The sequence below is a fragment of the Microbacterium hatanonis genome, assembly GCF_008017415.1.
Lineage (GTDB): Bacteria > Actinomycetota > Actinomycetes > Actinomycetales > Microbacteriaceae > Microbacterium > Microbacterium hatanonis.
This window is the reverse complement of sequence record NZ_VRSV01000001.1, coordinates 1,846,092-1,867,548: the sequence shown is the minus strand read 5'-3', so window position 1 is coordinate 1,867,548 and position 21,457 is coordinate 1,846,092. Positions and strand designations below refer to the sequence as shown.

20 protein-coding genes and 1 tRNA gene are annotated in these 21,457 nt (G+C 71.1%); 16 read left to right on the top strand and 5 right to left on the bottom strand.

From position 1 onward, the window contains the following. The first annotated feature begins 119 nt into the window (after nt 1-119). Nucleotides 120-704 carry an aminoacyl-tRNA hydrolase gene (pth, locus tag FVP77_RS09035; protein ID WP_147894167.1) on the top strand — a complete coding sequence of 195 codons (585 nt, stop codon included), beginning with the start codon at nt 120-122 and terminating at the stop codon, nt 702-704. Between the two features lie 77 nt (nt 705-781). Here the strand turns inward: pth and FVP77_RS09030 are convergent, their stop codons facing one another. Further along, a complete protein-coding gene (locus FVP77_RS09030) occupies nt 782-1,324 on the bottom strand; it encodes a hypothetical protein (protein ID WP_147894166.1) in 543 nt (180 codons plus the stop codon). Nucleotides 1,325-1,577: 253 nt separating this feature from the next. Between FVP77_RS09030 and mfd the strand changes: the two genes are divergently transcribed. Both mfd and FVP77_RS09020 read left to right on the top strand, forming a co-directional pair. Further along, nucleotides 1,578-5,129 carry a transcription-repair coupling factor gene (mfd, locus tag FVP77_RS09025; protein WP_147894510.1) on the top strand — a complete coding sequence of 1,184 codons (3,552 nt, stop codon included), beginning with the start codon at nt 1,578-1,580 and terminating at the stop codon, nt 5,127-5,129. Nucleotides 5,130-5,268: 139 nt separating this feature from the next. Continuing rightward, nucleotides 5,269-5,865 (top strand): gamma carbonic anhydrase family protein, encoded by a 597-nt coding sequence (locus tag FVP77_RS09020; RefSeq protein ID WP_147894165.1) that lies wholly within the window; start codon nt 5,269-5,271, stop codon nt 5,863-5,865. Between the two features lie 97 nt (nt 5,866-5,962). On the opposite strand, the gene FVP77_RS09015 is transcribed toward FVP77_RS09020, so the two are convergent. Continuing rightward, nucleotides 5,963-8,632: a phosphoenolpyruvate carboxylase gene (locus tag FVP77_RS09015; RefSeq protein ID WP_147894164.1), complete on the bottom strand. Its 2,670-nt coding sequence runs from the start codon at nt 8,630-8,632 to the stop codon at nt 5,963-5,965. Between the two features lie 137 nt (nt 8,633-8,769). On the opposite strand from FVP77_RS09015, the gene FVP77_RS09010 reads away from it, so the two are divergent. From FVP77_RS09010 to FVP77_RS08950, 13 genes are all read left to right on the top strand, one after another. Next, nucleotides 8,770-9,924: a Na+/H+ antiporter NhaA gene (locus tag FVP77_RS09010; protein ID WP_147894163.1), complete on the top strand. Its 1,155-nt coding sequence runs from the start codon at nt 8,770-8,772 to the stop codon at nt 9,922-9,924. Further along, nucleotides 9,921-10,583, top strand: coding sequence for a nucleoside triphosphate pyrophosphohydrolase (locus tag FVP77_RS09005; protein WP_147894162.1), 663 nt, complete (start codon nt 9,921-9,923; stop codon nt 10,581-10,583). The genes FVP77_RS09010 and FVP77_RS09005 overlap by 4 nt, the downstream gene beginning before the upstream one ends. A 139-nt stretch (nt 10,584-10,722) precedes the next feature. Continuing rightward, a complete protein-coding gene (gene hisS / locus FVP77_RS09000; protein WP_222707720.1) occupies nt 10,723-11,979 on the top strand; it encodes a histidine--tRNA ligase in 1,257 nt (418 codons plus the stop codon). A 48-nt stretch (nt 11,980-12,027) separates the two neighbouring features. Further along, nucleotides 12,028-12,276 carry a hypothetical protein gene (locus FVP77_RS08995; RefSeq protein WP_147894160.1) on the top strand — a complete coding sequence of 83 codons (249 nt, stop codon included), beginning with the start codon at nt 12,028-12,030 and terminating at the stop codon, nt 12,274-12,276. Beyond that, nucleotides 12,273-12,839: a hypothetical protein gene (locus FVP77_RS08990; protein WP_147894159.1), complete on the top strand. Its 567-nt coding sequence runs from the start codon at nt 12,273-12,275 to the stop codon at nt 12,837-12,839. Before FVP77_RS08995 ends, FVP77_RS08990 begins: the two co-directional genes overlap by 4 nt. A 55-nt stretch (nt 12,840-12,894) precedes the next feature. After that, the gene (locus FVP77_RS08985; protein WP_147894158.1) at nt 12,895-13,686 is read left to right on the top strand and encodes an SGNH/GDSL hydrolase family protein; all 792 of its coding nucleotides are present in this window, start codon (nt 12,895-12,897) and stop codon (nt 13,684-13,686) included. Between the two features lie 78 nt (nt 13,687-13,764). Then, a complete protein-coding gene (locus tag FVP77_RS08980) occupies nt 13,765-14,445 on the top strand; it encodes an O-methyltransferase (RefSeq protein ID WP_147894157.1) in 681 nt (226 codons plus the stop codon). Between the two features lie 96 nt (nt 14,446-14,541). Then, on the top strand, nt 14,542-15,822 hold the full coding sequence (eno, locus tag FVP77_RS08975; RefSeq protein WP_147894156.1) for a phosphopyruvate hydratase: 1,281 nt from the start codon (nt 14,542-14,544) through the stop codon (nt 15,820-15,822). Between the two features lie 34 nt (nt 15,823-15,856). After that, on the top strand, nt 15,857-16,336 hold the full coding sequence (locus FVP77_RS08970; RefSeq protein WP_147894155.1) for an FtsB family cell division protein: 480 nt from the start codon (nt 15,857-15,859) through the stop codon (nt 16,334-16,336). A 60-nt stretch (nt 16,337-16,396) separates the two neighbouring features. Beyond that, nucleotides 16,397-16,915 carry a DUF501 domain-containing protein gene (locus FVP77_RS08965; RefSeq protein WP_147894154.1) on the top strand — a complete coding sequence of 173 codons (519 nt, stop codon included), beginning with the start codon at nt 16,397-16,399 and terminating at the stop codon, nt 16,913-16,915. Then, complete coding sequence (locus tag FVP77_RS08960; RefSeq protein ID WP_147894153.1) at nt 16,912-18,204, top strand: S8 family serine peptidase; 1,293 nt, start codon at nt 16,912-16,914, stop codon at nt 18,202-18,204. Before FVP77_RS08965 ends, FVP77_RS08960 begins: the two co-directional genes overlap by 4 nt. A 13-nt stretch (nt 18,205-18,217) precedes the next feature. Next, a complete protein-coding gene (locus tag FVP77_RS08955) occupies nt 18,218-19,627 on the top strand; it encodes an NAD(P)/FAD-dependent oxidoreductase (RefSeq protein ID WP_147894152.1) in 1,410 nt (469 codons plus the stop codon). A 103-nt stretch (nt 19,628-19,730) separates the two neighbouring features. Further along, nucleotides 19,731-19,803 (top strand) — tRNA-Leu (locus FVP77_RS08950). Between the two features lie 23 nt (nt 19,804-19,826). Here FVP77_RS08950 and FVP77_RS08945 read toward each other — a convergent pair. Genes FVP77_RS08945 through FVP77_RS08935 form a run of 3 tightly spaced genes read right to left on the bottom strand, consistent with a single transcriptional unit; the run spans nt 19,827 to nt 21,429 of the window. Next, complete coding sequence (locus FVP77_RS08945) at nt 19,827-20,120, bottom strand: DUF6510 family protein (protein ID WP_147894151.1); 294 nt, start codon at nt 20,118-20,120, stop codon at nt 19,827-19,829. Nucleotides 20,121-20,122: 2 nt separating this feature from the next. Next, nucleotides 20,123-20,839, bottom strand: a complete 717-nt coding sequence (locus FVP77_RS08940; RefSeq protein WP_147894150.1) for a ferredoxin reductase — start codon at nt 20,837-20,839, stop codon at nt 20,123-20,125. After that, complete coding sequence (locus tag FVP77_RS08935) at nt 20,836-21,429, bottom strand: molybdopterin-dependent oxidoreductase (protein ID WP_121149052.1); 594 nt, start codon at nt 21,427-21,429, stop codon at nt 20,836-20,838. The genes FVP77_RS08940 and FVP77_RS08935 overlap by 4 nt, the downstream gene beginning before the upstream one ends. Between the last annotated feature and the right edge of the window lie 28 nt (nt 21,430-21,457).

Here is a 21,457-nt window from a genome sequence, read left to right as displayed (position 1 = left end):
CCTCACCCGTCCCCGTCGCGGAGCGTGACGACGGGGCGAGGCGGATCGCAGAGACGAGGGGGCGCCCGGTGCGCCCCCTCGTTTCGTTTCCAGGCACCCGTTCGTTGGAGGATGAGGGCATGGCAGACACGTGGCTGGTGGTCGGACTCGGCAACCCCGGACCCCGGTACGAGACGACCCGGCACAACATCGGGCAGCTCGTCGTCGATGAGCTCGCGGCCCGGCGCAGCGAGACGTTCCGCGCACACAAGTCGCACGCGCGGGTCGTCGAGACCTGGCTGCGCCCCGGAGGCGCGAAGCTCGTGCTCGCCAAGCCCGACAGCTTCATGAACGTCTCCGGCGGACCCGTCTCGTCGCTGGCGAAGTTCTACGGTGTCGAGCCGGAGCACGTCATCGTCGTGCACGACGAGCTCGACATCCCGTTCGACACGATCAAGCTGAAGACCGGCGGAGGGCACGGCGGGCACAACGGCGTCCGCGACGTCGCGAAGGCGCTCGACACTCCCGAGTTCCCGCGCGTGCGCGTCGGCATCGGCAGGCCGCCGGGGCGGCAGGATGCGGCGGATTGGGTGCTGGATCCGTTCGGCTCGACCGAGCGCAAGACCCTGCCGATCCTGGTGGGCGATGCGGCCGACGCGGTCGAGCAGCTCGTCGCCGAGGGGCTCGTCGCGGCTCAGCAGCGGTTCCACGCCCCGCGCGCCTGAGCCCACGGGCTCACCCGCACCGCACGACGAAGGCCCCGCCTCCCGGAGGAGACGGGGCCTTCGTCGTGCGGTGTGCGTCAGGCGACGTAGGGAGCCGCGCCCACGCCGGCACCGACCGTGAAGGCGATGAAGACGAAGATGCCGCCGATCACGGCGAGGATGATGGCTGCGATCGCCCAGCCGCGCCCGCGGTTCTTCACCGCGGCGACGATGCCCTGCACGAAGCCCCACAGGGCGAGGACGCCGAAGACCGCGAAGGTGACGAAGGTGAGGACGCCACCGGTGGCGGCCACGGACTCGGCGGCGGCGGGCAGCGAGTCGAGCACGTAGGTGCCGTCGCTGGACACCGTGCCGTACTGGGCGAGGGCGCCGAGGGTCGACCCGGCGACGTACCCCAGGATCGAGCCCGCGATGATGGCGACGAGCGAGACGAGGAAGGCGACCACACCGAGTGTGCCCGGGCCCTTCGTCTTGGCGGTGGGCTGCTCCACCGGCGGAGCGGGGTAGGAGCCCGCCGGATACTGCGGCGCAGCGGGCGGCGGCGCGGAGTCGCCCGGCGTCGGGGGCTGGTACGCGGGCTGCGAGCCCTGGGGCTCGGGGGCGGGAGGGATGCTGCTCATGGCTACTCCTGGCGTTGGCGAGCGGGGTCCAGCCGCGGGGGCTGTGGAACCCGTCAGTCTAGGGTCATGGGCGGCGACGGGCCAGGGCGAGGCGACGTCTCGCGTCACAGACGGTCTCGCCGGTAGGATCCCGCCCCATCAGCCGACGGATGCGGCGGCGAAGCCCGGTGGGGGTGGGGGCGCGTATGCTTCTCCGGTGACAGTTCCCGGGATCGTGCGCGCCCTTGAGCAGGATGAATCGTTCCGGGAGGCGATGGCCGCTGCGGTGGTCGATGCCGACCTCTCGTTGGTGGAGGGGCTGCACGCCCCGGCCCTCGCCGGGCTCCTCGAGCGGCGACGCGCGGCCGGGAAGCCCCCGGCACTGCTGGTCGTCGCTCCCACCGGGCGCCGTGCCGACTCGCTCGGCCCCGCCCTCGAGGCGCTCATCCCGGGTGCCCAGGTGTTGCACTTCCCGGCATGGGAGACGCTGCCCCACGAGCGGTTGAGCCCGAGCCCCGAGACCGTCGGTCGTCGTCTCGATGCGCTGCGGCGCATCGCGTCGTGGGACGGCGAGACCCCCCTGATCGTCACGGCGTCCATCCGCAGCGCCCTGCAGCCCCTCGCGTCGGGACTCGCCGACGTCGCACCGATCGACCTCACCGTCGGCGGGCGCGACTACGACCTCGAGTCGGTCACGCGCCAGCTCGTCGAGCGCGCCTACCTCCGTGTCGACATGGTGTCGCGCCGTGGCGAGTTCGCCGTCCGCGGCGGCATCCTCGATGTCTTCCCGCCCATCGCCGACCACCCCTTGCGGGTCGAGTTCTTCGGCGACGAGGTCGACCAGATCCGCGCGTTCTCGGTGGCCGACCAGCGGTCGCTGCCCGGCGACGTCCCCTCCGTCTCCCTCGTTCCGAGCCGTGAGCTGCTGCTCACCGCCGAGGTGCGGGCGCGCGCCGCCGAGCTGCGCGACGAGCTGCCCGCCCTCCGGTCGATCCTCGAGAAGATGGCCGAGGGCATTCCCGTGGAGGGGATGGAATCCCTCACACCGGCGCTGCTCGACCGCGTCGTGCCCCTCGTCGAGTACCTGCCGATGGGTGCGGCCGTGGCCCTCGTCGATCCCGAGCGATCGTTTGCCCGGGCCACCACCCTCGCCGACACGAACCGCGAGTTCCTCGACGCCGCGTGGTCGGCCGCGACCGCCGGCGCGGAGACGCCGATCAGCCTGGGGGCGGGGGACTTCCTCTCCCTCGGCACCCTGCGCGACGCGGCCCGCGAGCGCGAGGGCGTGTGGTGGTCGCTCTCGTCGTTCGACTCGGGGGCCTCGGACGCGACGTCCGACTTCGAAGGCACGGAGTACGACGGTCTCGCGGCAGACGGCTCGCTGCGCGTGCGGGGGCAGGGCGTGCCCTCCTTCCAGGGCAACATCGACGGCGCGACCGAGCACGTCGGGCAGTTGTTGACGGACGGCTGGCGGGTGGTCGTCGTGGCCTCCGGCCCCGGTCTGGTCGACCGAGCCCGTGACGTGCTGGCCGAACGCGGCATCGCCGCCCGGCGCGACGAGGCACTGATCCAGGCGCCCGCCCCGGGCGTGGCTCTCCTGCTCTGCGCCGAGCTCGAGCGCGGATTCGAGATGCCCGTGTCGCGGTTCGCGGTGCTCACCGAGGCGGAGTTCTACGGGCGCGCCGTCGCCAACGACTCGCGCACGGTCAAGAAGCTCGCCTCCAAGCGGCGCAACGTCGTCGATCCGCTGCAGCTGAAGACCGGCGACTTCGTGGTGCACTCCACGCACGGCATCGGCAAGTTCGTCGAGCTCCAGCAGCGCGAGGTCTCCAGCGGCGGCCGGAATGCCGTCAAGAGCATCCGCGACTACCTCGTGCTCGAGTACGCGCCGTCCAAGCGCGGCTACCCCGGCGACAAGCTCTACGTGCCGACCGACCAGCTCGACCTGCTCTCCCGCTACGTCGGGGGAGAGGCGCCGACCCTGTCGAAGATGGGCGGTAGCGACTGGGCGCAGGCGAAGGGACGCGCGCGCAAGGCGGTGCGCGACATCGCCGTGGAGCTGGTGAAGCTCTATTCGGCGCGGATGGCAGCCAAGGGGCACGCCTTCGGGCCCGACACCCCGTGGCAGCGCGAGCTCGAAGAGGCGTTCCCGTTCGCCGAGACCCCTGATCAGCTGCAGACGATCGACGAGATCAAGGCCGACATGGAGAAGCCGATCCCGATGGATCGCCTCCTCTCGGGCGACGTCGGCTTCGGCAAGACGGAGGTCGCCGTGCGCGCGGCGTTCAAGGCCATCCAGGACGGCAAGCAGGTCGCGATGCTCGTTCCTACGACCCTCTTGGTCAAGCAGCACACCGAGACGTTCGCCGAACGGTTCGCCGGGTTCCCGGTGAAGGTGCGCGCTCTCTCACGGTTCCAGACCGACAAGGAGGCCCGCGAGGTACTCGCGGGCATCACCGACGGCACGATCGACATGGTCATCGGAACGCACCGCATCCTCACCGAGAAGGTGCAGTTCAAAGACCTCGGGCTGATGATCATCGACGAGGAGCAGCGGTTCGGCGTCGAGCACAAGGACGCGCTGAAGAAGATGAAGACGAACGTCGACATCCTCGCCATGAGCGCGACACCCATCCCTCGCACGCTCGAGATGGCGGTCACCGGCATCCGCGAGATGTCGACGCTGCAGACCCCGCCGGAAGACAGGCACCCGATCCTGTCGTACGTCGGCGCCCGCAACCCGAAGCAGATCGCCGCCGCCATCCGCCGGGAGCTCCTCCGCGAGGGGCAGGTGTTCTACGTGCACAACCGGGTGCAGTCGATCAACAAGGTCGCCGCAGAGCTCGCCGAGCTCGTTCCCGAGGCGCGCATCGCCGTCGCCCACGGCCAGATGGGCGAGCACGCCCTCGAGCAGGTCGTCGACGACTTCTGGGAGCGTCGCGCCGACGTGCTCGTATCGACGACGATCATCGAGACCGGTCTCGACATCGCCAACGCGAACACGATCATCATCGATCGCGCCGACAAGTACGGCCTCTCCCAGCTGCACCAGCTGCGCGGCCGCGTCGGCCGCGCCCGCGAGCGCGCGTACGCCTATTTCCTCTATGACGACCAGAAACCGCTGTCGGAGACCGCCGCCGACCGTCTCGAGACGATCGCGGTCAACAACGACCTCGGCAGCGGCATGCAGGTCGCGCTCAAGGACCTCGAACTCCGTGGTGCCGGAAACCTCCTCGGCGGCGAGCAGGCGGGGCACATCGCCGGTGTCGGCTTCGACCTGTACCTGCGCATGGTCGGCGAGGCCGTGGCGACCTTCCGCGGTGAAGACACCGAGGGGCCGGCCGAGCTGCGGCTGGAGCTGCCGGTCGACGCCCGCCTTCCCGAGTCGTACATCGACAGCGAGCGCCTGCGGCTCGAGGCATACCAGAAGCTCTCGGCCGCAGCATCCGCCACCGCCAAGGACGACGCGATCGACCTCGTCATCGACGAGATGCGCGACCGCTACGGCGAGCCCCCGGCCGAGGTCGACGGGCTGATCGCCGTCGCGCGTCTGCGCCGCCGTGCCGCGCGCGTCGGGCTCGAGGACGTCGTCGCGATGGGTCCGAACCTGCGCATCGCGCCCGCGCACCTCGAGGACTCGAAGAAAGTGCGTCTGCAGCGGCTCTACCCGAAGGCGAAGCTCGTCTCCGGCGGTGACGCGATGGTCGTGCCGCTCCCGACCGACACGCACGACGCGGCGCTCATCGCCTGGGTCGCCCAGCTGCTCGACGCGCTCTTCCCCGAGCCCGTCACCACGCCCGCCGAGCCGCAACCCGCACCGGCCTGAACCTGTCCCACGCCGAACGTGCCCGTTCGCACCAGGAGTGCCCGAGATCCCGGGCACGTTCGGCGGAACGGGCACCGTGGGGCAGATGCGGCGCGCGGCCCGCCGTGTAGCCTCGGCCTCATAACGGGCGGAGGACACCATGGAGTACGTGCACCTGGGGCGAACGCCCCGCATCCATCCCTCGGCCGTGGTCGCGCCGAGCGCCGTGCTCAGCGGCGATGTCGAGATCGGCCCGCTCTGCCAGGTGCTGCACGGCGCCGTGATCACCGCCGAGGGAGGCCCGATCACCCTCGGCGCCCACGTGATCGTCATGGAGAACGCGGTGATCCGCGCGACCGCGACGAATCCGGTGCACATCGGCGATCACGTGCTGATCGGGCCGATGGCGTCGTTGTCGGGCGCGACCGTCGAAGACGAGGTGTTCCTCGCCACCGGTACCCGCGTGTTCAACGGGGCGCGCATCGGCACCCGCAGCGAGGTGCGGATCAACGCGATCGTGCACCTGCGCACCGAGCTGCCGCCCGAGACGGTGGTGCCGATCTCGTGGGTGGCGGTCGGCGACCCGGTGCAGATCCTGCCGCCCGATCGGCACGAGGAGATCTGGGCGGCGCAGCGCGAGCTCGACTTCCCGGGGTACGTCTTCGGGCTCGATCGCGAGACGCCCGACCTCATGGTGCAGCTGACCGAGCGTTACGGCCGGTCGCTCGCGCGTCACGCCGACGACGCCCCCGCCTGACGCACCCCCACGCCGAAAGTGCCCGTTTCCGCCGAAAGTGCGCGAAGAATCGGGCACGGTCGGCGGAAACGGGCACCCTCGAGCGGATGCTGCGCGCTCAGCCGGTGTTCTGGAGGCCGGCCGCGACGCCGCTGACCGAGAGGAGCAGCAGGCGCTCCTGCTCCGGATCGCTGGGCGTCGCCTCGTCGCCCGAGCGCAGCGAGCGCAGCGCCCGCAGCTGCAGGAGGGAGAGGGCGTCGACGTAGGGGCTGCGCATCTTCACCGCGCGCTGGAGCACGGGCTTGTTGTCGAGCAGCTCCTTGCCGGCCGTGACCCGGATCACCCACGAACGCGTCAGCAGCATCTCGCCCATGACGAGCTCGGCGAGGTCGTCGCGATCGCCGAGGTCGAGGTAGCGGCGGGCGATGCGCGCGTCGGCCTTCGCGAGGCTCATCGCCACGTTGTCGACGAGGGTGCGGAACAGGGGCCAGTCGGCGTACGCCTGCCGCAGCCGGTGCTCGTCGCCGACGGCCTCGAGCGCCGTACCCAGCCCGAACCAGCCGGCGAGGTTGATGCGTGCCTGCGTCCACGCGAACACCCACGGGATGGCCCGCAGGTCTTCGAGTGACTCGACCGAGAGCCCTCGGCGCGCGGGGCGCGAGCCGAGAGCGAGGTTGCCGAGCTCCTCCATCGGGGTGACGGTCGCGAACCAGGGCGCGAAGCCGGGCGCCTTGACCAGCTCGAAGAAGCGGGCGCGGGACGCTTCGTCCATGGCCGCGGCGACGTCGGCGTAGCGCTCGGCCGCGTCGCGGTTGCGGTCCTCGTTGGACGGTGCCGAGGCCATGAGCACGGCGGCGGCGACCTGGTCGATGTGCCGCATGGCGATGGCGGGGTCGCCGTAGCGCGCGAAGATGACCTCGCCCTGCTCGGTGAGCTTGAAGCGGCCGTCGACCGAGTGCGGCGGCTGGGCGAGGATGGCCGAGTTCGCGGGCCCTCCGCCGCGGCCGAGCGCTCCGCCGCGGCCGTGGAACAGCGTCAGCTCGATGCGGCTCTCGTCGGCCCAGGCCGCGATCTTCGCCTGCGCCTCGTAGAGGGCGAGATTCGCCGCCACCGGGCCGACGTCCTTCGACGAGTCGGAGTAGCCGAGCATGACCTCGAGGCGGCGGTCGGTCGCATCCAGCCGCGCCTCGAACTCGGGGTGATGGACGACCTCGGCGAGGATGGCGGGGGCGGCCTGCAAGTCGGCGAAGGTCTCGAACAGCGGGATGACGTCGAGGACGGGGAGGGTCGCGCCGTCGCCCATGGCGTGACGGGCCAGCTTGTGCACGTTCGCGAGGTCTGCGGCCGATTGCGTGAACGACACGATGTAACGTCCCGCGGCGCGCGGACCGAAGCGCTCCTGCACGAACGCGATGGCGCGGAAGACCTCGAGCACCTCCTCGGTCTGCTCGCTGCGCGAACCGCCGCCCTCGAGTTCGGCGAGCACGGCGCGATGCACGGCCGAGTGCTGGCGCACCTCGAGCTCGGCGAGGTGGAAGCCGTAGGTCTCCACCTGCCAGATCATGTGCTGCAACTGCCCGTACGCCTGGCGCGGTGCACCGGCCGCCACGAGCGACTCCTGCACGGTGCGGAGGTCGGCGAGGAGGTGCTCCGGGTCGCGATAGGCCAGGTCGGCATCACGGGTGCGGGTCGCGGCGATCTTGCGGGCGACGACGAGCAGGATGCGGCGGTGCGGCTCGTTGGGCGAGCGCTTGGCGATCTCGGTGGCGGCGTCCTCGTCGGCGGCTCGGAGGCGTCGCCACAGTGCCAGCAGTGCGTCGCTCGGCGGGGTCGTCGTCGCGTCGAGCGTCAGACCGCGGCCGATGCGCTGCGCCGTGCGCTCGAGTCCGAGGAGGACGTGTTCGCTCGCGATGCCCGCCGCCTTGCGCGTGACCTTCGCGGTCACGAAGGGGTTGCCGTCGCGGTCGCCGCCGACCCACGATCCCACGCGGACGAAGGGGCGCACGATCGGCGGGCGGGATCCCGCATCCGCTCCCTGGATCGCCTCGTCGATGCGCCGGTAGACGTCGGGCACGGCCGTGTAGAGGGTCTCGTCGAAGATCGCCATGACGGCGCGGACCTCGTCGGTGGGCGACGGCTTCTCGGCGCGCAGCGGCGCAGTGCGCCACAGGGTGTCGATCTCCTCGATCATCTTCGGCTCGATGCGTGCCGAGTCGGCACCATCGCGGATCGCCGCGTCGCGCTCGTCGATGAACTCCGCGAGGCGGCGGATGCTGCTCGACACCGCGCGGCGACGCGCTTCGGTCGGGTGCGCGGTGAAGACCGGGTGGAACCGCAGCGACTGCAGACGGGTCAGCGCCGCCTCTTCGCCGACCTCGGATGACAGCTGCGCGTACGCGCCGGCGATCGAGTCGGTCGCGGAGCGCCCCGGTCGCCCGTCTCGCTCGCGGAGCGCGCGCACGCGCTGGTGCTCCTCCGCGAGGTTCACGAGATGGAAGTAGGCCGTGAACGCGCGGGCGACCTCGTCGGCGCGCTCGACGGTGAACCCGTCGGCGATGGCCGCCGCACGCGCGAAGGCCTCGGGGGTCTCATCGGTGTAGGCGTGGATCGTCGCGGTGCGGAGGCGTTCGACGTCTTCGTAGAGACCGGGGGAGCCGCTCTCGCGCAGCACGCGCCCGAGCAGTGAGCCGAGCAGTCGCACGTCGGAACGCATCTGCTCGGGCAGCTCCTCGGCGGCTTCGAAGCGGCCGACCAGGTCGATGGCCTCCGTGTGGGTCAATTCGCGCATCCCTCCACGCTAGCGCCGCCGGATGACGGCGATGTGACACGGCGGCGCTCGATAGGCTGGACGATGGAGTGCCGGGAAGTCTGGTCGGCTCACCGCGGGAGTGCCGCGGTGGAACACGTTCGTCGAACGGACCCCTCGTGAACCTTCTCCGCTCCGCCCGATTTCCCGCCGTCGTGCTGCTGTGCGCTGCCGCTCTCGGCCTCGTCATCGCCAATTCGCCCCTCGGCACGGCGACGCAGGCGCTCATGGGCACCTACCTCGGCATCCCCGGGGTGTTCGAGCTGTCGATCCAGCACTGGATCGCCGACGGGCTGCTCGCCATATTCTTCTTCGTCGTCGCGGTCGAGCTGAAGTACGAACTCACCGCGGGGCAGCTCGACACTCCCCGCAAGGCGATCCAGCCGGCGATCGCCGCCGCGGGCGGGGTCATCGTGCCGATCGTCATCTTCGCGGTGATCGCCGGTGGCTCCGATGCGGCGCGGGGCTGGCCCATCCCGACGGCCACCGACATCGCCTTCGCACTCGGCGTGCTGGCCGTGTTCGGCCGCGGACTCCCGTCGGGGGTGCGGATCTTCCTCCTGGCCCTCGCGATCCTCGACGACGTCGTGGGGATCGTCTTCATCGCCGTGCTGTTCACGACCGACGTCAACATCGGTCTGCTCATCGCCGGCGCCCTGCTCGTCGTGGTCTTCGCCGTGCTCAGCCGATTCCTGGGCACGAAAGCTCGCGTCCCCGTCTTCATCGCCCTCGTGGTCGTCGCGATCGCCGCCTGGGTCGCGGTCTACCTGTCGGGCGTGCACGCGACGATCGCCGGTGTCGCGCTCGGACTCGCGATGGTGCAGAAGCCGGCGCTCGTCGTCCGGCACGTGATCGAACCGTGGGTCAACGCGGTCGTGCTGCCCCTGTTCGCGTTCGCGGCAGCGCTCGTCGTGATCCCGTCGGTCTCGCCGACCGAGCTCTCGCCGGGGTTCTGGGGCGTCCTCGTGGCCCTCCCGGTGGGGAAGATCATCGGGATCACGCTGTTCGGGTGGATCGCGCAGCGCGTGGCGCGCGGCGAGACGCCGCCGCTCGCGATCGGTGACCTCCTCGCCGCCGGCGCGCTCGGAGGCATCGGGTTCACCGTCTCGCTGCTGCTGTCGGAGCTCGCCTTCTCGGCGGCGCCGCTGCTGCGCGACCAGGCGACCCTCGGGGTTCTCGCCGGATCGGCCGTATCGCTCGTCGCTGCGGCGATACTCGTGTCGTGGCGCGCGCGTGCGCACCGCAGCATCCGTCGTCTGCAGGAGACCTCATGAGCGCACCCGACCAGCTCCCCGTGCCGTCGACGGATCCGCTTCGCGCGGCCGCCGACACGATGCGCGCCGTCCGCGACCGGTGCGTGTGGTCGCAGCAGATCGACCACCGCGCTCTCGTGCCGTACCTCGTCGAGGAGAGCGCCGAGGTGATCGACGCGGTCGAGGCGGGCAGCCGCGACGACCTCCGCGAGGAGCTCGGAGACCTGCTCTGGCAGGTGCTGTTCCACGCCGAGATCGCCTCTCGCGACGAGGACGACCCGTTCGACATCGACGACGTCGCACGGGTGCTGACCGAGAAGATGGTGCGCCGTCACCCGCACGTGTTCGCCGGCGAGGTCGCGACGACGCCCGAGGAGGTGCTCGTGCACTGGAACGCGGCCAAGGCCGCGGAGAAGCGCACCCGCACGAGCGTGCTCGACGGCGTGTCGGAGCACATGCCGTCGCTCGCGCTCGCGCAGAAGATGCTCGGCCGCGCCGCGCAGGTCGGCGTCGAGGCGCCACCCGCCGTTGCGCCGGCGCGGACGGAGGCCGGGCTCGGCGACGCGCTCCTCGCGCTGGTCGCGGAGGCGCGCGGCCACGGGTGGGACGCCGAGCGGGCGCTCCGGGAGCGTCTGCGGATGCTGCGGGCCGACGTCCGCGCGGCCGAGCCTCCCGCGTGACGCCCCGAGAGTCCACGACACCCGGACGCGCCCGGCACTGCCTCCGGGTGTTGTGGACTCTCGGTGATCGACCGCGGCGGGATGCCGCGCGGCGACCTGGAAGAATGGCGCGGTGGCAACCGTGAACCCGCCGCGCGGCATGCGCGACTTCCTCCCCGCCGAGAAGGCCCGTCGCGAGCGCGTGCTCGCCGTCATCCGTGCCCGCTACCGCGCGCACGGCTTCGACGAGATCGAGACACCGGTCATGGAGGAGTACTCGCGCCTGCACGCGGGCATCGGCGGCGACAACGAGAAGCTCGCCTTCAACGTGCTGGCCCGCGGCCTCGACGCCGACGCCATCCGTGCCGCCGCGGACGACCCGGCCGCCCTCACCGACCTCGGGCTCCGCTACGACCTCACCGTGCCGCTCGCGCGTTTCTACGCGAGCCACCGGGGCGAACTGCCCGGCGTGTTCCGCGCGATCCAGATCGCCCCCGTCTGGCGCGCCGAACGGCCGCAGAAGGGGCGCTACCGCCAGTTCGTGCAGTGCGACATCGACATCATCGGCGACGCCACCGCGCGCGCTGAGTCGGAACTCATCGCTGCGACGCTCGACACCCTCGACGCTCTCGGCCTCGAGGGCGGCGTCGTCCGGGTGAACGACCGCCGGGTTCTCGATTGGATGCTGTCGAGCTTCGGGTTCGCCGAAGACGAACGCCCCCGCGTGCTCATCACGATCGACAAGCTCGACAAGATCGGGGCCGACGGCGTGGTGCGCGAACTGGCCGACCGCGGGGCCGCGACCGAGGCGGTCGAGGCGTTCGGCGCGTTCCTCCGCAGACCCTCGAGTGCGGACGTGCCGTTCGGCGAGCAGCAGATCCGCGGCGCGCTCCCCGACGGCGTGCCCGATGAGATCGTCGCGCACTTGACGGGGATCGGCGACGCGGTCGCCGCCGCGCGGCCGGGGGAGTCCGGCATCCCCGTCGTCTTCGATCCGTTCCTCGTGCGCGGCATGGGCTACTACACCGGCACGATCTTCGAGCTCGCCCACCCGAGCGTCGGCTACTCGCTCGGCGGCGGCGGTCGGTACGACGGGATGATCGGGCGCTTCCTCGGCCAGGATGTGCCGGCCGTCGGCTTCTCGATCGGCTTCGAGCGCATCGTCGACCTGCTCGAGGGCGAGGCGGATGCTGTGGACCGCGCGATCGTGCTCGTGCATGACCGCGACGTCACGGTCGCCGAGCTGGTCGCGGTGAAGGCCGACCTGGTCGCGGGCGGCGCCCGCGTGCGGCTCGAGCAGCGCCCGAAGAACCTCAAGCCGCTGCTCGAACGCGCTGTCGCCGACGGCTACACCGGTTTCGCGTTCGTCGCGGCGGGCTCGGCTCCGGCCGACATCGAGGTGAAGCCGCTGGCCTGATGTCAAGAAAGCGTTGACGCTGCCTGCTGTCAACGTTAGATTGACATCATGACCACCTCGACCGTTCGAAGCCGCAACGCCTTCCTGACCGCCTTCTCCGCATCGCTCGTCGTGCTCGGAGCGCTGCTCCTCCTGGCCGGCACGGTGCTGGACTGGAGCGGGTTCTGGGGCGGTGCCGGACAGGGCGCCGGCGTCGCTCTCGCGGTGGTCGGCGCGTACTTGTGGGGATATGCGAACGGGCTGCGGCGTGCGGGGTCGGCCGCCGTCTGGATCCCCAGCTCGGGCGAGGGCGAATGACCGACCTTTCGGACGTCGTGGCGCGCGCCATCGTCGCCGCCGCCGAGATCGACGCCCGCGAGGAACTGGGCGTGCACGATCACCTCGCGCTCATCGCCGCCAGCGCGCGCGCCGAGGGCGAGATCCGCGCGCTGCTCCAGCGATCCGTCGCGGCCGCGCGGGCGGGAGGGGCGAGCTGGGCTCTCATCGGCAGCGAGCTCGGCATGACCCGGCAGGCTGCCCAGCAGCGGTTCGGGGCGCTCGACAAGCCGTCCGCCGCCGACGACGACGAGCGGTGGATCAGCCCCGTGACGGCCTTCGACGAGATGGCCGAGCTCGCGCTCGCGGGACGAGCGGGGTGGCACACCGTCGAGGCCGGCATGCTCGCTCACCGCGTGGTCCGCACCGATACGCAGTGGGAGCACCGGCGCATCCTCTGGCGCGCGTCGGTCGCGTCCGAGACCGAGGACGGATGGCAGATCGGGTGCCGGGCCTTCCCGTGGATCTATCTGGTGCGAGACACCGGTATCCCGGTGGGAGACGAGCACCCCGTGATCGGGCAGGGCGCGTCCAGCGGGCGGTAGCCGCCGGATACGCGGACGTCAGACGCCGTTCACCCGCCGGGTGTCCAATCGACGCATGGGTCGATCCACTCGCCTGGCCGTCACCGTGACGTCGTCCGTCGCCGGCGTGGGGGTGACGGCGGTCGTGGTCCGCGAGGTGCTGCGACGCCAGGCGGCCGTGGCGCGCAGACGCATCGGCAAGCCGCTCGGCGAGCTGGCGCCCGACTCCGACCGGGTGTGGCGGCGCTCGCTCGAGGGCGCACCGGTCGAGCTCCTGCTGCTCGGCGACTCGATCGCGGCAGGCCTCGGGGCCGAACGGCGGAAGGACACCCTCGGAGCGCGTCTCGCGAAGGGGCTCGCGCGCCGCTCGCACCGCCCGGTGCGGTTGAGGACGGCGGCGGTCGTCGGTTCCGAGTCGTCCGCGTTGGCGGGGCAGCTCGACGCACTGCCCCCCGACTACGTCGCCGATCTCGCGGTCATCGTTGTCGGCGGCAACGACGTCACCCACCGCGTCCCCGTCTCCGTGGCGACCGGGCACCTCACCGACGCGGTCGGTCGGCTGCGGGAGCGCGGCGCGGCGGTGGTCGTCGCGACCTGTCCCGACCTGCGGTCGTTGCGGGCCGTGCCCCAGCCGCTGCGGAGTCTCGCCTCCCGGCTCTCGCGCCAACTCGCCGACGAGCAGGCGGAGGCGGCGACCGCCGCGGGCGCGGAGGTGTTCTCCCTCCGCCGGACGGTCGGACCCATGTTCCTGTCGGAGCCCGACGAGATGTTCAGCCTCGACCGCTTCCACCCGAGCGCCCTGGGATACCGGCGCACGGCTGAGGCGCTCCTCCCCGTCGCGCTCCAGGCTCTGGCGCATCGCGCCTGACCTCGCAGCATCCGCCCGCTCCATCCGTCGCGCAACCGGTGGCTTGACCGGCCCCAGGCGGCAGGAGAGGCTGTCGGCATGGTCGAGCCCACCAGCGACGCGTATCGCGCGGTCGACGCCTATCTCTCCGAGACCCTGGTCGGACACGACCCCGCCCTCGAGGCGGCGGTGGCCGACCAGGATGCCGCGGGCCTGCCCTCGATCGAGGTGGCGCCGGTCAACGGCAAGCTGCTCCACCTGCTCGCACGCATGAGCGGTGCGCGGCGGGTGCTGGAGATCGGCACCCTCGGTGCGTATTCGACGATCTGGCTCGCGCGCGGCCTTCCACCCGACGGGCGTGTCGTCACGATCGAGGCGGAGCCGGCGAACGCCGCCGTGGCCCGCGCGAATCTCGAACGGGCGGGGGAGCGCGGCAGGGTCGAGGTGATCGAGGGTCGCGCGGCCGACGTTCTCCCTACCCTCGCGGGCGGCGAGCCTTTCGATCTCGTCTTCATCGACGCCGACAAGGAGTCGAACACGATCTACCTCGATTGGGCGGCCCGACTCGGGCGCCCCGGAACGGTCGTGGTCGTCGACAACATCGGCCGGAGCGGCGACGTCGCCGATCCCGACACGATCGACCCGCGGGTCGTCGGCACCCGTGCGGGCTTGGCGATGCTGGGCGACGATCCGCGATTCGACGCCACCGCACTGCAGACCCTCGACCGCAAGGGCTGGGACGGCGTCGCCATCGCTCTCGTGACGGACGCCGCATCCTGACCCGCCCCGTGGAGAGCCGCTCGCATCACTAGACTCGACGAGGACCGACGACGCTCCGCACCACCTCACACCCCGAGATCACACAGGGAGTCCTCCGTGGCACTTATCGAGGCTGTCAACGCGCGCGAGATTCTGGATTCGCGCGGAAACCCGACCGTCGAGGTGGAGGTGTTGCTCGACGACGGCATCGTCCAGCGCGCGGCCGTTCCGTCCGGCGCATCCACCGGCGCCTTCGAGGCGTACGAACTCCGCGACGGAGACAAGAGCCGCTACGGCGGCAAGGGCGTTCTCAAGGCCGTCGCCGCGGTCGTCGACGAGCTCGGCCCCGCGCTCGAGGGCGTCGAAGCCAGCGAGCAGCGCATCGTCGACGAGATCCTCATCGAGACCGATGGAACCGAGAACAAGTCGCGCTGCGGCGCCAACGCCATCCTCGGCGTCAGCCTCGCCGTCGCGAAGGCCGCCGCCGACAGCGCCGATCTGCCGCTGTTCCGCTACCTCGGCGGACCCAACGCGCACGTCCTCCCCGTGCCGCTGTTCAACGTCATCAACGGCGGCTCGCACGCCGACAACGGCATCGACTTCCAGGAGTACTTCCTCGCTCCGATCGGCGCGGAGTCCTTCTCCGAGTCGCTGCGCTGGGGCACCGAGGTCTACCACGTGCTCAAGGGCCAGCTGAAGGCCGCCGGGTTCGCCACGGGCCTCGGCGACGAGGGCGGCTTCGCCCCCGACCTGCCCAGCAACCGCGAGGGCCTCGACTTCCTCATGGGCGCGATCGAGAAGGCCGGGTTCACCCCCGGCACCGACATCGCCGTGGGCCTCGACGTCGCCGCGACCGAGTTCTTCGCCGACGGTGTCTACACCGTCGAGGGCAAGTCGTGGTCGGCCGAGAAGCTGACCGACTACTTCGCCGACCTCGCCGCGAACTACCCGATCGTCACGATCGAAGACGCGCTGGCCGAGGACGACTGGGACGCGTGGAAGCTCCTCACCGACAAGCTGGGCACCCAGGTGCAGCTCGTCGGCGACGACCTCTTCGTCACGAACCCGGAGCGCCTCCAGCGCGGCATCGACCTGGGCGTCGCGAACGCCCTCCTGGTGAAGGTCAACCAGATCGGCACGCTCTCCGAGACGCTCGACGCGATCTCGCTGGCGACGCAGAACGGCTACCGTTCGATGCTCTCGCACCGCTCGGGCGAGACCGAGGACACCACCATCGCCGACCTCGCCGTCGCGGTGAACGCGGGTCAGATCAAGACCGGCGCGCCCGCCCGCAGCGAGCGCGTCGCGAAATACAATCAGCTTCTGCGCATCGAGGAGGAGCTGGGCGACGCCGGTGTGTTCGCCGGCCGCGGCGCCTTCCCGCGCTTCAAGGGCTGACACGCAGCAACACGCACGACGAGAGGGAGGAACCATGAGCGATCGGGTTCCTCCCTCTCGCACGTCCGGCCAGGGCGACCCCCGCGTCGACGTGCGCGCGTGGCTCGGCGGCATCCGCTTCTCCGGCTTCATGGTCATCATGCTCGGGCTGGTGGTACTCGCGGTGTTCACCCTCGTCCCGACGGTCGGAACCTATGTCGATCAGCGCCAGCAGATCGCGGGGCTCCAGGATGCTGTCTCGCTCAGCCAGTCCGAAGTGGACGACCTCGAAGCGCAGCGCGAGCGGTGGACCGATCCCGCCTACATCACGACGCAGGCCCGTGAGCGGCTGTACTACGTCAAGCCGGGCGAGGTCGTCTATCTCGTCGATGACGACCTTCCCTCGTCCGCCCTCCCGCAGGACGAGGCGCCGGTGAGCGAGGACGTCGAGCAGACGCGCACCGACTGGATGGCGCAGCTCGTGCGCTCGGTCACGACGGCGGGTCTCGCGCAGACGGCCGTTCCCGCTCCCTGACATCGCCGGTCGGCGTCACCGATCCGCGTGAGGGGCGCGCCGCACGGTACCCTGGGGGCGATGAGTACGCCGCCCTACCCGCCGGTCACCGACGCTGAGCTCGACGTGCTCCGCGAGCAGCTCGGGCGCCCCGCGCGCGGCGTGGTCGGCATCGCCGCCCGTTGCGTCTGCGGCAACCCGACCGTCGTCGCGACCCTCCCGCGTCTCGACGACGGATCCCCGTTCCCGACGTTCTACTACCTCACGCACCCGGCCGCGACGGCGGCCATGTCGACGCTCGAGGCGGATCACGTGATGCGCGAGTTCACCGACGAGCTCGCCGAGGACGACCTCGAGCGCGATGCCTACGTCCGTGCGCACGAGGCGTACCTCCACGACCGTGCGCAGTACGGCGAGCCCGAGGAGATCGCCGGTGTGTCCGCCGGCGGGATGCCGACGCGGGTCAAATGCCTCCACGCCCTGGCGGGCCACGCGCTCGCCGCCGGCCCGGGGGTGAATCCCATCGGCGACCGCGCCCTCGAACGCTCCACCTGGTCGCCCGAGCAGTGCGTCTGCGTGAGCCCGGGAGCGGCGGCATGAAGCGCTTCGCCGCGGCTGCCCTCGCGGTGGTCGTGGCGGGCACGCTGGTCGGGGCGGCGACGCCTGCTCCGCCCGTCGCCGACGATCCCGCCGACGGCGTGAGGGCGGCGGAGTACTGGCTCGACCAGTACGGCATCCGCGAGGCGTGGAACACCACCCGCGGCGCCGGTACGCGTATCGCGATCATCGACACGGGCATCGCGTCGGGCCCGGTGGAGTTCGCCGGCGCCGTCGCCGGAGGCACCGACGTCTCCGGTGTGGGCACGCCCGACGGGCGCACCCCCGTGGGCGGCACCGACCGGGCGCACGGCAGCTGGGTGGCCTCCCTCGCGGGCGCGCGCGGCACCGGTGACGGGCGGGGGATGATCGGCGTCGCACCCGAGGCCGAACTCCTGTCGGTCTCCGTCGGGTTCGGCGGCACCTCCTCGGTGTCGTTCATCCAGCAGATCGCGGACGCCATCCACTGGTCGGTCGACAACGGCGCCGACGTGATCAACCTCTCTTTCACCACGAACACCCTCGACTGGGATGAGACCTGGGACGAGGCGTTCCAGTACGCGTTCGAGAACGACGTGGTCGTCATCGTGGCGGCGGGCAACAGGGGGAGCGGAACCAACCGCGTCGGCGCACCCGCCACGATCCCCGGTGTGCTGACCGTCGGGGGCGTCGATCCGTCGGGTGTTGCGAGTCAGGAAGCATCCACTCAGGGCATCACCATCGGGGTCTCGGCTCCCAGCGAGCGTCTCCTCGGTGTCTCGCCGAGCGGCCAGCTCGTGTGGTGGGACGGCACCAGCGGGGCCGCGCCCCTCGTCGCGGGCATCGCCGCCCTCATCCGCTCGGCGCACCCCGAGCTCGACGCCGACAACGTCATCAACCGACTCATCAAGACCGCCAGCCCCGTGCCCGGGATCGCCGAGCTGCCCGATCCCCTCTACGGGTACGGCCTCGTGAACGCGTCCGCGGCGGTCAACGCGCAGGTCGCGACCGTCGACGAGAGCCCGCTCGGTCTGACGCTGGAGGAGTGGATCCGTCTCTACCGCCGGGCCGACGCCGCGCCCGCGCCCGAGATCACGCCGGCCCCGGTGGAGGTGCCCCCGCTCCCCGATGCCGAGGAGCGGACCGCGGAGGCTTCGCCGTTCGTCCCGACCGGCGACACCCTGCTGTACGGGACGGTACCGCTCGTGGCCGGCACGCTCGCGGCTATAATGATCTCGCTCGGCTTCACCGCTGCTGTCCGGCGCATCAGATCGGCGCGCGCATCTCGCGGGCCAAGCCGCACCATCATCTAGGAGTTCTTCCACCGTGACCAACACCGTTCCCAGGATCCTCATCGTCGGTGGCGGATACGCAGGGTTCTACACCGCGTGGCACTTCGAGAAGCGGTCCCGCCGCGGCGAAGCCGATGTCACGATCGTCGACCCGCTGCCGTACATGACGTACCAGCCGTTCCTCCCCGAGGTCGCGGCCGGCGCCATCGAACCGCGCCACGCCGTCGTCGCCCTGCGTCGTCACCTGAAGCGCACGACGGTCGTCACCGCCAAGGTCACCAAGATCGACCACGCGAACAAGGTGGCCACGATCACGCCCGCCGAGGGCGAGCCGTGGCTGCAGGAGTACGACCAGATCGTCGTGACGGCCGGAGCCGTCTCGCGCACTTTCCCGATCCCGGGCATCGCCGACAACGCGATCGGGCTCAAGACCATCGAAGAAGCCGTCGCCGTCCGCGACCGCCTCATGTCGAACTTCGACCGTGCCTCGGTGCTCCCCGCCGGGCCCGAGCGCGAGCGGCTGCTGACCGTCGTCGTGGTCGGCGGAGGTTTCGCCGGCATCGAGGTGTTCGCCGAGCTGCGCTCGCTGGCCTCCGCGCTGCTCAAGGACTACCCGCAGCTGTCGTTCGACGAGACCCATTTCCACCTCATCGAGGCGATGGGGCGCATCATGCCCGAGGTGTCTCTCAAGACGAGCGAGTGGGTGCTGAAAGACCTCGCCAAGCGCGGCGCGTTCGTGCACCTCGACACGCAGCTGCAGAGCGCTGTCGACGGCATCGTGCAGCTCTCGACGGGTGAGACGATCCCCACCGACCTCATCGTGTGGACCGCCGGCGTCATGGCCAACCCGACCGTCGTCCGCGGCGGCGACCTGCCCGTCGAGGAGCGCGGCCGCATCCGCACCCGCCCCGACCTGCGCGTCGGCACCGATGACGAGATCGTCGAGGGTGCCTGGGCAGCCGGCGACGTCTCGGCCGTCCCCGACCTCTCCGGCGGCGGTGTCGGCGGCTTCTGCGTGCCGAACGCCCAGCACGCCGTCCGCCAGGGCAAGCTCCTCGCGAAGAACGTGCTCGCGGTCATCCGCGGCGAAGAGCCGAAGAACTACTTCCACAAGAACATGGGAGCCGTCGCCGGCCTCGGTCTCTACAACGGCGTCTTCCAGTCGGGCAACATCGCGCTCAAGGGTCTTCTCGCGTGGTTCGCCCACCGCGGCTACCACGGCCTGGCGATGCCCTCGTGGGAGCGCAAGATCCGCGTGGTCTGGGGATGGGTCAACAACTTCTTCCTCGGTCGCGACATCGTCAGCCTCGAGGCCGTCCAGACTCCGCGCGCCGTGTTCGAGGAGTTCGCCGCTCGTCCGAAGCCCCCGCAGCCCGCGGCGGTGGAGGAGTCGAAGCCGGCCGCCGAGAAGGCCGAGCCCGAGAAGGTCGCCGCCGCCGGCTGACCCACCCGCGTCGTCGAGCGAGCCGGTGCACCCGCAGGGTGCCCGGCTCGTTCTGTGCCGGCACTACGGTGGTGGTGTCGGCGACGTCGCGGTGTCGACACCGGCCCCCGTAGCCCAATGGCAGAGGCAGGCGACTTAAAATCGCTTCAGTCTGGGTTCGAGTCCCAGCGGGGGCACGTCCGAGCGGTGAGCTGCGCGGTCACCCGGCCGCGCCGGGGAACGCGATCTCGAACGTCCCGATGCGCAGCGTGACGCCCTCCGGGCGACGCAGCAGCGTCAGCATCGTGTGAGTGCACGAACGGCACCGCACGATCGCGCCCGCCTCGTCGAGTTCGACGAGCGCTTCGGCGAGCACGCTCTGATCCCCGCACGTTCCGCACGTGAGTCGCAGCAGCGTCGCATCGGACTGGAGGGCGTCCGACAGCAGGCCCGCGACCGCATTGCCGTCGACGATCACGCTCTCGACCGTGTCGCCCGGTTTCACCTTGACCATCGCTATCCTCCGAATCGCTCGGTGCGCACGCGCGCAGGGTCGTGGCCGAGGGCGACCAGCGCCGTCGCGACCGTCTCGACGAAGCCGGTCGGGCCGCACACGAACACCGCCGGCGACTGCGCGGGCGACCACGCCGCATCCCGCAACAGGTCTTGGCTCACGCGACCCGCGGGCCGCGCCCACCCGGCCGGTGCCTCGCGCGTGTACGCCCACGTGACGTCGACATCGTCGCCGAGCGCGTCGATCTCGTCGCGATACATGGCATCGTCGGGGCGGCGCACCGAGTACATCAGGCGGAACGGCGCTGCGGAGTCGGACAGGGCGCGTGCGCGCGCCATCGCGATCAGCGGAACGATCCCCGATCCGCCGGCGATGAGCTGCACGGGGGAGGGATCGTCATCGCGCCAGACGAAGTACGCGCCGAGGGGCCCCTTCACCTCGACGGCGTCGCCGGGGCGCGCATCGAGCACGAGGTAGGGCGACACCTCGCCGTCGGGGACCTCGTCGACGCCCAGCTCGACCTGCTCACCGGGGCCGAAGGAGGCGATCGAGTACGACCGGACGGCCTGGTAGCCGTCCTCCGCCGTCAATCGCAGATCCAGGTGCTGCCCGGGCAGGTTCCCCGCCCATCCCGGAACGTCGAGTCGCAGCACGCGCGCGCTCGGGGTCGAGGGCTCGATCGCGGCAAGAGTGGCCGGCAACCAGCCGCCGACGGTCACCAATAGCGTTCCTCGGTCCAGGGGTCGCCGTGCAGGTTGTACCCGTTCTGCTCCCAGAAGCCCGGATCGTCGTGCTTCTGCATGGTCAGACCACGTACCCACTTCGCGCTCTTCCAGAAGTAGAGGTGCGGCACGAGCAGCCGCGCCGGCCCACCGTGCTCGGGGTCGAGCGGTTCCCCGCCGAACTCGAAAGCCACCCACGCCTTGCCGCCGAGCAGGTCGGCCATGGCGATGTTCGTGGTGTACCCGCCGTAGGAGTGCGCCATCGCGTAGGCGAAGTCGGTGTCGACTCCCGCGAAGAGCGTGTCGAGCGAGACGCCTCGCCAGGAGGTGCCGAGCTTGGACCAGCGGGTCACGCAGTGGATGTCGGTGGCGACCTCTTCGATCGGCAGATCGTGCAGCTGGTCCCATGACCAGGTGGTCGTCGTGTTCTTCTCGGTCTGGATGCTGAAGCTCCAGTCCGCGGTGTCGATCCGCGGCGTCGGCCCGGCGGAGAGCACGGGGAAGTCCTCGGTCAGATACTGGCCGGGAGGGAGCTTCGGGTCGGACTCGCGCCTGCGAGCCCCGAAGCCTCGGGAGAAAACGGCCATGAGGGTCCTTTCGGTCCGTCGGCGCGAT

What these genes read in the sequence shown, in the direction of transcription:
- FVP77_RS08965 (WP_147894154.1), top strand. Translation starts at nt 16,397, where the DNA reads ATGAGTACGCCGCCCTACCCGCCGGTCACCGACGCTGAGCTCGACGTG.
- FVP77_RS08980 (WP_147894157.1), top strand. Translation starts at nt 13,765, where the DNA reads ATGGTCGAGCCCACCAGCGACGCGTATCGCGCGGTCGACGCCTATCTC.
- hisS (WP_222707720.1), top strand. Translation starts at nt 10,723, where the DNA reads ATGCGCGACTTCCTCCCCGCCGAGAAGGCCCGTCGCGAGCGCGTGCTC.
- mfd (WP_147894510.1), top strand. Translation starts at nt 1,578, where the DNA reads ATGGCCGCTGCGGTGGTCGATGCCGACCTCTCGTTGGTGGAGGGGCTG.
- FVP77_RS09030 (WP_147894166.1), bottom strand. Translation starts at nt 1,324, where the DNA reads ATGAGCAGCATCCCTCCCGCCCCCGAGCCCCAGGGCTCGCAGCCCGCG.
- FVP77_RS08995 (WP_147894160.1), top strand. Translation starts at nt 12,028, where the DNA reads ATGACCACCTCGACCGTTCGAAGCCGCAACGCCTTCCTGACCGCCTTC.
- FVP77_RS09015 (WP_147894164.1), bottom strand. Translation starts at nt 8,632, where the DNA reads ATGCGCGAATTGACCCACACGGAGGCCATCGACCTGGTCGGCCGCTTC.
- pth (WP_147894167.1), top strand. Translation starts at nt 120, where the DNA reads ATGGCAGACACGTGGCTGGTGGTCGGACTCGGCAACCCCGGACCCCGG.
- FVP77_RS09005 (WP_147894162.1), top strand. Translation starts at nt 9,921, where the DNA reads ATGAGCGCACCCGACCAGCTCCCCGTGCCGTCGACGGATCCGCTTCGC.
- FVP77_RS08960 (WP_147894153.1), top strand. Translation starts at nt 16,912, where the DNA reads ATGAAGCGCTTCGCCGCGGCTGCCCTCGCGGTGGTCGTGGCGGGCACG.
- FVP77_RS08945 (WP_147894151.1), bottom strand. Translation starts at nt 20,120, where the DNA reads ATGGTCAAGGTGAAACCGGGCGACACGGTCGAGAGCGTGATCGTCGAC.
- FVP77_RS09020 (WP_147894165.1), top strand. Translation starts at nt 5,269, where the DNA reads ATGGAGTACGTGCACCTGGGGCGAACGCCCCGCATCCATCCCTCGGCC.
- FVP77_RS08985 (WP_147894158.1), top strand. Translation starts at nt 12,895, where the DNA reads ATGGGTCGATCCACTCGCCTGGCCGTCACCGTGACGTCGTCCGTCGCC.
- FVP77_RS08935 (WP_121149052.1), bottom strand. Translation starts at nt 21,429, where the DNA reads ATGGCCGTTTTCTCCCGAGGCTTCGGGGCTCGCAGGCGCGAGTCCGAC.
- FVP77_RS08990 (WP_147894159.1), top strand. Translation starts at nt 12,273, where the DNA reads ATGACCGACCTTTCGGACGTCGTGGCGCGCGCCATCGTCGCCGCCGCC.
- FVP77_RS08970 (WP_147894155.1), top strand. Translation starts at nt 15,857, where the DNA reads ATGAGCGATCGGGTTCCTCCCTCTCGCACGTCCGGCCAGGGCGACCCC.